The sequence below is a fragment of the Gordonia sp. i37 genome (assembly GCF_002043085.1).
GTDB lineage: Bacteria > Actinomycetota > Actinomycetes > Mycobacteriales > Mycobacteriaceae > Gordonia > Gordonia polyisoprenivorans.
In genome coordinates this window covers 1-1,835 of record NZ_MVPX01000680.1, presented here as the reverse complement: position 1 = coordinate 1,835, position 1,835 = coordinate 1, and the positions used below count along the sequence as shown (strand labels likewise).

The 1,835-nt window shown below is 68.3% G+C and carries 1 protein-coding gene; it reads right to left on the bottom strand.

All coding sequences use genetic code 11. The features are described from left to right. Positions 1-1,736: type I polyketide synthase (locus tag B1964_RS29565; protein ID WP_139765977.1), on the bottom strand; the 1,736-nt coding region annotated here is incomplete at its 3' end. Positions 1,737-1,835 lie beyond the last annotated feature (99 nt).

The following is a 1,835-nucleotide window of genomic DNA, read 5'->3' as shown; positions in this document are numbered from 1 at the left end:
GCCACCAACAACCGACGACCCATCCCCGCCCACTGCGACCCCTGCCCCGAAAACACGAACACCGTGCCGGACCGAGGCCGATACCGGCGCGGGGCGAGCATGCCGGGACGTGGGCTGCCCTCGGCGAGGGCGCGCAAACCGGCCAGTGCCTCGTCGGTGTCGCGGGCACACACGGTGCCGACGGGATCGGTGGTGGTGCGCAACCGATCCAGGGTTGCTGCGACGTCGGGCAGTGCGACCGACGGGCCGGTCTCGAGCCACTGCGCGAGTGCACGAGCACGGTCACGGACACGATCCTCCGATCGACCGGTCACCGACAGTCGCGATACCGTCGGCATCGCCGACGCCACGCTCGACGCGGCGGCGAGCGCGGGCCCCTGCTCGATGACGATGTGGGCGTTCGTACCGCCGAGACCGAAGGAGGAGATCCCGGCACGCCGGGGTGTGTCGCTCTGTGGCCATTGCATCGTCTCGGTCGGCACGACGATGCGCGTCGACCGGGCATCGATGGCCGGATTCCATTGGGTGAAGTGCAGATTCGGCGGGATCTGCCCGTGCTCCACCGTCAGCACCGCCTTGATGAATCCGGCGATACCGGCGGCCGCCTCGAGGTGCCCGAAGTTGGTCTTGACCGCACCCAGTGCGCAGGATGACTCGCGGCCGTACACCGCGGACAAGGCGTCGAACTCGATGGGGTCGCCCAGAGATGTTCCGGTGCCGTGGGTTTCGACGAAGTTGACCGAGGACGCGGGCACGTCACCGGCAGCGAGCGCGCGGGTGATCACCTCGCGTTGGGCCGGCGCATTCGGTGCGGTGAGCCCGTTGGACCGTCCGTCGGAGTTGACCGCGGAACCGCGGATGACCGCGTGCACCCGGTCACCGTCGCGGACCGCGTCGGCAAGGCGTTTGAGGACCACTACGCCTGCACCTTCGCCGCGGACGAAACCGTCGGCCGCCACGTCGAAGGCATTACACCGTCCGCGAGGCGAGAGCATTCCCCATTTACCCAGTGCCAATTGCGTTTCCGGCCGAAGGATCACACTCACACCGCCGGCCAACCCCAGATCGGACTCCCGGGAACGCAGGCTCTGACACGCCAGATGGAGAGCGACCAGCGACGATGAGCACGCCGTGTCGACGGCGACGGCCGGGCCCCGCAGACCGAGCAGGTAGGCGATGCGCCCCACGGTGATGCTGTGCGCGTTACCGGTTGCCGAGTACGCGTCGATCGACTCCGGATGCGAGGCCGAGGTGCTCTGGTACTCGTTGTAATAGACACCGAGGGTGACCGCCGCACGCACCCCGGTCAGGGCGTCGGAACGGTATCCGGCATCCTCGAGCGCCTCGACCGCCACCTCGAGCGCGATGCGCTGCTGGGGATCCATCGCCTCCGCCTCGCGCGGGGTGATCCCGAAGTAGTCGGCGTCGAAACCCGCGATGTCGTCCAGGAATCCGCCCCACTTCGACGGCATCCGCCCGGGCACCATCGGATCCGGGTCGTAGTACTCCTCGGCATCCCATCGCTGCGGCGGAACCTCCACCACCCCGTCACGGCCCTGGGTCAACAGCTCCCAGAACGATTCCGGCCCACGGACGCCGCCCGGGAAGCGGCAACCGATGCCGACGACGGCGATGGGTTCGGCACCGGTGATGCGTGCGGCCTTGTCGAACTGCTCGACCAAGGCGCCGCGTTGTGCCGGCGTCATCGCCGACACTCGATCGAAGGTGGTCTTCATCGTTGCCCACTCTCGGGGACGGCCGACACGGGCTGTGTGTCGGACAGGGACTCGGATCCGGCCAACGGATCCGAGAGGGATTCGACGCTGTCGAAGAGA